Below are 6,713 nucleotides of genomic sequence, written 5' to 3'. Positions count from 1 at the left end.
GGAGGGGGTGGTGTGCCGGACGTAAAGCGAAGCAGTCCGGCACACCACCCCCGGAGGGCCGCCACCGCACCCCGAAAGCCCCGCGCAGCGGACCCCGCCCGCCGCAGGCGCAACGGCGCCGCACTCGGCAACGTGGGAAGCCGCCCCGCCGCAGGCGCACGGCGGGACAGCCGACAACGTGGGAAGCCAGCCAAACGCAGTGAACCGGTTACGACTCGAGGCCGATGGAAAACGCCGCCTCCAGATCGTGCTGGGAGTACGTGCGGAAGGCGATGTGCGTCTCGGTGGAGGTGACGCCGGGGACCTTGCTGATGCGGCCGGGGATGACGTCGGCGAGCTGGTCGTGCTCGGCGACCCGCACCATCGCGATGAGGTCGTGCGCACCGGTGACCGAGTACACCTCGCTGACGCCCTCCAGGGCGGCGATCTTCTCCGCGATCTCCGGGATCTGGTCCACGCTGGTCTTGATGAGCACGATCGACGTGATCACGGCTGGCTCTCTCCCTCGGTCGCGGGCCCGTTGTCCCTGGTCGCCCTCACAGTATCCCTCCGGTAGCGGGCCCAGGCGTAGAGGAAGCCGAGCGCGAAGCCCACGACGTGGGCGAGGTAGGCGACGCCGGGGCCCGAGGGGTCGTGCCGGGCCGCCGACCACTGGAGGAAGAACCAGAAGAGCAGTACGAGCCAGGCGGGGAAGCGCAGCGGCAGGAAGAACAGGAACGGGAAGACGCTGGTGACCCGGGCCCGCGGGAAGAGGAAGAGGAAGGCGCCCAGGACGCCGGAGATCGAGCCGGAGGCGCCGACCAGCGTCTGGTCGGAGGAGGCGTGCGCGGCGGCGTAGCCCAGCAGCGCCAGATAGCCGACGGTCACGTAGAAGACGGTGAACGGGAGCCGGCCCATCCGGGTCTCGGTCATCCCGCCGAAGACGTACAGAAACAGTATGTTGCCGAGCAGATGCAGCCAGCTTCCGTGCACGAACAGCGCGGTGAGCGGGGTGATCAGGGCCTTCGCCGAGCCGCTCCACAGATCGAGCGGAATCACGCCCCAGCGCTCGAAGTACCTGGCCTGGGCCCGCAGCAGGGCGTCGCCGGTGCCGTATATCCGCAGCAGGCCGGAGGCCGGGCCGAGTGCGAAGACCGCGCAGCACAGCCCGATCAGCACGTTCGTCATCCGCGAGAACACCGCTCTCAGGGAGCGGGCGGGGTGAGCCGGCGCCGTCATGAAGTGATCATGACGCAATGCGGTGAATCGGGACAGAGTGCCTCGCCGCGTCCCGCCTCCCGGGCGGGCCCGCACCGGCCCCCCATCAGGCCGTAGGGTTACAGGAAGTACGTTGCGTAGTTCCGCAGTCCGACGGCGTACCGCGTGAACCGACCCCAGCACGAGCCCGACGAGCACGAAAGAGGACGACACCATGGCTGTTCCCTTGCCGACGGCCGAGACGCGGTGGCGCTGCACGCTGTGCGGCAATCTCACGCGTTTCGATGTGACCCGCCGGTCCAAGGTCGTCGAGTACGTCCACCTGGACCTGGCAGGGGAGCCGAAGGTAGAGGAGCGCGAGGTCCTCAGCGAGAGCATCGAGTCCGTGCGCTGCCGCTGGTGCAACGCGGTCGACCAGATCGAGCTGGTGGACCGTCCGGGCCCGAGCGCCTGAGATCGGAGCGATGCAGCAGTGGTGGAACGTCCAGAAGGGGAGCCGGGAGCGGAGCGTGACGACGCCCCCGAAGGTATGGCCGACGACGTGCTCGACCAGCCGCTGCCCGAGGGCGTACGGCGCCGCGTCGTGGCGCTCACCGCGGAGTCGTTCGGCGCCCTGACGATGGCCGAACTTCCGCCCCCGCTGCGGCAGTATGCCCGTTTCACCCCGACCCGCCGGGCCAAGTTCGCCGGCAACGCGATGGCCGCGGCGCTGGAGAGCGACCCGGTCTTCCGGCAGCGGATCGCCGGGAAGCTGCGCGAGTCCCAGCCCGAGCTCGCCGAGGCCCTGGAGCAGGGCACCCCGCCCGCCGCCGCCGATCCGCTCGATGTCGCCGCGGCGGCGTATGTGCTGCGCCCCGAGGGCTGGGTCAAGCTGGTCGCGGCGGCCGGCGAGGAGGCGCAGCGGGCGCGTGCCGAACGGGCCGGCGAGGAGGCCGAGCGGGAGCTCTCCCGGCTGCGCGAGGAGCTGGCGCAGGCGCGCGGCGAGGCCCGTACGGACGCGGACCGGGTCCGGGCGGACCTGGAGGCGGCCCGCAAGGAGAACGAGTCGTTGCAGCGCAAGCTGCGCAGCGCGCTCAGCGACGTCAAGCGCGGCGAGGCGGCGGTCCGCAAGGCCGAGGCCGCGGTGGCCGAGGCGCGGGAGAAGGCGGCGGCCGAGCGGGCCGCGGCGGACAGCGAGGTGCGCCGGCTCAAGGCCCGGATCGCGGAGGCCGAGACGGCGCTGGAGACCAGCCGGCGCTCGGCCCGCGAGGGGCGCAGCGTCGAGGACATGCGGCTGCGGCTGCTGCTGGACACCGTGCTGGACGCGGCCCAGGGGCTGCGCCGCGAGCTGGCTCTGCCGCCCGCCACCGCCCGCCCGGCGGACACCGTCGACGCGGTCGCGCCGGGCCGGATGACGCCGAAGGACATCGCGACCCGGGCGCTCTCCGAGACCGACCCGGCGCTGCTGGACCAGCTACTGGCCCTGCCACAGGCGCATTTGGTGGTGGATGGCTACAACGTCACCAAAACCGGCTATCCGACCATGCCGCTGGAAAAGCAGCGATTGCGGCTGCTGGGCGGCCTCGCGGTGCTGGCCGCGCAGACCGGCGCGGAGATGACCTGCGTCTTCGACGGGGCGGAGCTGGCCGCCCCGGTGCTGCTGGCGCCGCCGCGCGGGGTGCGGGTGCTGTTCAGCAAACCCGGTGTGACGGCCGACGAGTTGATCCGCCAGCTGGTACGGGCCGAGCCGCCCGGCCGGCCGGTCGTGGTGGTCTCCACGGACCGGGAGGTGGCCGACGGCGTGGCCAAGGCGGGCGCCCGGCCGGTCGCATCGGCCTTGCTGCTCAAGCGACTTGCACGAACCTGACATTTCACACCCCATGTGTGACCGGACTGTGGAAAATCGCTTGCGATGTGCACCGGAGCGTCAACTGGCGCTTACGGCCCGTGTGATGTTGGTAAAAGTTGGGGCCGGTGGCACAGATTTTTCCCGTGAGGATTTGAAGCGATCACAACTCGGTTACTAAGGTCGGGCCTCGAACCTTCATATTGGTGATCATCCAACCGGGATGGTCAGTGAAGGTACCGCCGAGTCCGCGGCGTTCGCGCGGAGCCGGGGTTCATCGCCCCCCACTACCCGGTAGGCGGCTGGAGGAAGAAGGAGCTCGCCCCCGTGGCGTCCCACCGTCGACCCAAGCAGCCGAGCCGTACTCGCGTGACCGTGCTCACCGCCACCGCCGCGGCGGCCGTCGCCCTCTCGTCCCAGGCGGCACACGCCGACCCGGGCCAGTCGAAGCAGGACGTCAAGTCCGAGGTCGACAAGCTCTACAGCGACGCGGAGGCGGCCACCGAGAAGTACGACGGCGTCAAGGAGCAGCAGGACAAGCTCCAGAAGGAGGTCGACGACCTCCAGGACAAGGTCGCCCGCGGCCAGGGCGAGCTGAACCAGCTGCGCAAGGGCCTGGGCGCGGTCGCCTCGGGCCAGTACCGCAGCGGCAGCATCGACCCCTCGGTCCAGCTGTTCCTCTCCGGCGACCCGGACACCTTCCTCGAAAAGGCCGCCACCCTCGACCAGTTGAGCGGCAAGCAGGCCGAGCAGCTGAAGACCATCGCGGACAAGCAGCGCCGGCTGGCCCAGGAGCGCGCGGAGGCCGCGCGCAAGATCAAGGACCTCACCGAGACCCGCAAGGCGCTCGGCGACAAGAAGGACGAGATCAAGGGCAAGCTCGCCAAGGCGCAGGCGCTGCTCAACACGATGACCGCCAAGGAGCGGGCGGCCATGCAGGCCGCGGACGACCGGGCGAACCGCAGCAACGACCGGGTCAACCTCGGTGACGACGTGCCGGCCTCGCAGCGCGGTGCCGCCGCCCTGGCCGCGGCCCAGTCCAAGATAGGTTCGCCGTACGTCTGGGGGGCCACCGGCCCGTCCTCCTTCGACTGCTCGGGCCTGACCTCCTGGGCGTACGCGCAGGCCGGCACGTCGATTCCGCGTACCTCGCAGGAGCAGGCCAACGCCGGCACCCGGATCGGCTCCCAGAGCGCCCTCAAGCCCGGCGACCTGGTGCTCTTCTTCGGCGACCTGCACCACATCGGCCTCTACGCCGGCAACGGCATGGTGCTGCACGCCCCGAAGCCGGGCGCCGCGGTGCGCTACGAGTCGATCAACAACATGCCGTTCCAGTTCGGCGTGCGGGTCTGAAAAACCTCACAACCCTCGCAACCTGCCGCCCGATCGGGCGAATTGCGGCCCTCGCAACTGACCTTCCGCTCCGCCGGTGACCTGCGAAGTCACCGGCGGATCGGCTTTTCGGGCACCCCGAGTCCTCTTTGGCCGGTGGCCCGCGGCGCGGTTACTGTCTGCCCTCGCAGCTGCCGGATCACCGACCGTCCCACCCGGGCGGCAGGGGCTGCAACGGAAGGAGTGCGGCCCTCGTGGTGTCCCATCGCCGTACCTCGCAGCGCGGTCAGACCACCTTCGCGTCGGTCACCGTCCTGTCCGCCGCCCTGGCGACCGCAGCCGCCGCACTGTCGGCGCACCCCGCGAGCGCCGACCCCGCCGAGCAGCCGGCCGCCGGCCGGGACAGCGCCGCCGCCCAGGTGGACAAGCTCTACGAGGAGGCGGAGCGGGCCACCGAGAAGTTCAACGCCGCGGACGCCCGGACCAAGGAGCTGCGGGACGAGGTGGCGGCCCTCCAGGACCGCACCGCCCGCGCCCAGGACCGGGTCAACCGGATGCGCGGCCGGCTCGGCGCGCTGGCCGCCGCCCAGTACCGTGCCGGCGGTATCTCCCCCGCCGTCCGGCTGCTGCTCTCCGAACGGCCCGACAGCTACCTGGAGAAGGCGTCCGCGCTCGACCGGCTGAACGGCACCCAGGCCGGCGAGCTGCGCCAACTCCGGTCCGCGATCCGGGCGTTGGAGCAGCAGCGCCGGGAGACCGCCGGGAAGCTGGCGCAACTGGAGGCCGGCCGCGAGGAGGTCGCGCGCCAGAAGAAGGAGGTCCAGCGCAAGCTGGCCACCGCGCAGCGGCTGCTGAACGCCCTTCCCCGGGAGACCAGGGCGGCCTACGACCGGGCCTCGCGGAGCGACGGCCGCGACGAGTTCATCCCGGACCTCACCGGGATCGTGCCGGGCTCCGGCCGGGCCGCGGCGGCGGTCGCCGCGGTGCGGGCCGCCATCGGCTCCCCGTACGCCTGGGGCAGCGCCGGCCCCTCGGCCTTCGACTGCTCCGGACTCACCCAATGGGCCTACGCCCAGGCCGGCGTCTCCCTGCCGCGCACCTCGCAGGCCCAGAGCGGCGTCGGACACCAGGTCCCGCTGTCCCAGGCGCAACCCGGCGACCTGGTCATCTACCGCTCGGACGCCAGTCATGTCGGGATGTACGTGGGCAACGGGCAGGTCGTGCACGCGCCCTACCCCGGCGCCCGGGTCCGCTACGACCCGGTCGGCATGATGCCGGTCTCGTCCGTCGCCCGGCCCTGAGCCCCGAGCCCAGCGTTTTTGCCCCGGCCGGGCCGCCCGTACGATCGGGCGCATGCCGGAGCAAAGGGCGCGACGCGCGCGGCCGTGGTGGGCCGCAACGGCGGCCGGGTGCGCCGCGGCGCTGATCGCCCCGCTCGTCGGCTGCGCGCCCTCGACCCGGCCAACCGACGAATACCCCGGCGCCCAGGAGATGCTGGACGCCCGGGCGGCGGCCGTCCGGCGGCACGACGCCGCGGCCTTCCTGGCCACCGTCGATCCGCGGGCCGCGGCGTTCCGGGGCCGGCAGCGGCAGGTCATCGGCAACCTGGCGGCGGTGCCGGTCGCCGACTGGCACTACGACCTGGTCTCCACCGGCGCCTTCACGCTCCCGGAGGGCGGTACCGGCCGGCGGCTGGCCGCGCAGGTCCGGCTCAGCTACCGCCTCAAGGGCTTCGACACCGCCCCGGTCACCGCCCTCCAGTACCTGACCCTGACCGAGCGCTCCGGTCGCTGGCTGGTCTCGTCTGACACCGACGGCGCGGCGGACGGCCGGAGCGGCACCGGCCAGCTGTGGGACCAGGGCCCGGTGCGGGTGGTGCGCGGCCGGTACAGCCTGGTCCTGGGCGGTACCGGCAACCCGGCGCGGCTGCGGGACCTGGCGGCGCGGGTGGACGCCGCGGTGCCCGCGGTCTCCGCGGCCTGGAAGGGGAAGTGGGCGCGGAAGGTGGTGGTGGAGGCGCCGGACACCATCGGGCGGATGGCGCAGCTGATGGGCGGCGACGACCCGTCCGGGTACACCGGGATCGCGGCCGTCACCACCGGCGAGGCGGGCGCCTCGCCGGCCGCGCCCGCGGACCGGGTGATCGTCAACCCGGACGCGTACGAGGAGCTCAACGACCTGGGCCGCACCGTCGTCCTGACCCACGAGACCACCCATGTCGCCACCCGCACACTCACCTCGCCCGGCACCCCGCTGTGGCTCTCCGAGGGCTTCGCGGACTGGGTCGCCTACCGGGGTGTGCACCGCCGGCCGACGGCGACCGCGCCCGAGCTCTCCCGGGCGGTGGCCGCCGGCCGGG

The 6,713-nt window shown here is 72.5% G+C and carries 7 protein-coding genes; 5 read left to right on the top strand and 2 right to left on the bottom strand.

Translation table 11 applies throughout. The features are described from left to right. Nucleotides 1-208 precede the first annotated feature (208 nt). Nucleotides 209-490, bottom strand: a complete 282-nt coding sequence (locus RZ84_RS09860) for an Lrp/AsnC family transcriptional regulator (RefSeq protein ID WP_043263997.1) — start codon at nt 488-490, stop codon at nt 209-211. Beyond that, nucleotides 487-1,167, bottom strand: coding sequence for a rhomboid family intramembrane serine protease (locus RZ84_RS09855; RefSeq protein WP_043269496.1), 681 nt, complete (start codon nt 1,165-1,167; stop codon nt 487-489). The genes RZ84_RS09860 and RZ84_RS09855 overlap by 4 nt, the downstream gene beginning before the upstream one ends. A gap of 244 nt (nt 1,168-1,411) precedes the next feature. On the opposite strand from RZ84_RS09855, the gene RZ84_RS09850 reads away from it, so the two are divergent. From RZ84_RS09850 to RZ84_RS09830, 5 genes are all read left to right on the top strand, one after another. After that, entirely contained in the window at nt 1,412-1,651 is a 240-nt protein-coding gene (locus RZ84_RS09850; protein ID WP_043263996.1) for a hypothetical protein, read from the top strand. A 75-nt stretch (nt 1,652-1,726) separates the two neighbouring features. Continuing rightward, a complete protein-coding gene (locus tag RZ84_RS09845) occupies nt 1,727-3,043 on the top strand; it encodes an NYN domain-containing protein (protein WP_052229854.1) in 1,317 nt (438 codons plus the stop codon). Nucleotides 3,044-3,349: 306 nt separating this feature from the next. After that, nucleotides 3,350-4,375: a C40 family peptidase gene (locus tag RZ84_RS09840; RefSeq protein WP_043263994.1), complete on the top strand. Its 1,026-nt coding sequence runs from the start codon at nt 3,350-3,352 to the stop codon at nt 4,373-4,375. Nucleotides 4,376-4,608: 233 nt separating this feature from the next. Then, nucleotides 4,609-5,655 carry a C40 family peptidase gene (locus RZ84_RS09835; protein WP_043263993.1) on the top strand — a complete coding sequence of 349 codons (1,047 nt, stop codon included), beginning with the start codon at nt 4,609-4,611 and terminating at the stop codon, nt 5,653-5,655. 52 nt (nt 5,656-5,707) lie between these two features. Beyond that, on the top strand, nt 5,708-6,713 hold a 1,006-nt coding region (locus RZ84_RS09830; RefSeq protein ID WP_241777638.1), incomplete at its 3' end, for a hypothetical protein.

The sequence above is a fragment of the Streptomyces sp. CT34 genome (assembly GCF_000805335.1).
Classification (GTDB): domain Bacteria; phylum Actinomycetota; class Actinomycetes; order Streptomycetales; family Streptomycetaceae; genus Streptomyces.
This window is presented reverse-complemented; position numbering and strand designations above follow the sequence as displayed.

Bases quoted from the DNA above. Each gene is read 5' to 3' on its own strand.
- RZ84_RS09850 (WP_043263996.1), top strand. From the start codon at position 1,412: ATGGCTGTTCCCTTGCCGACGGCCGAGACGCGGTGGCGCTGCACGCTG.
- RZ84_RS09855 (WP_043269496.1), bottom strand. From the start codon at position 1,167: ATGACGAACGTGCTGATCGGGCTGTGCTGCGCGGTCTTCGCACTCGGC.
- RZ84_RS09845 (WP_052229854.1), top strand. From the start codon at position 1,727: ATGGCCGACGACGTGCTCGACCAGCCGCTGCCCGAGGGCGTACGGCGC.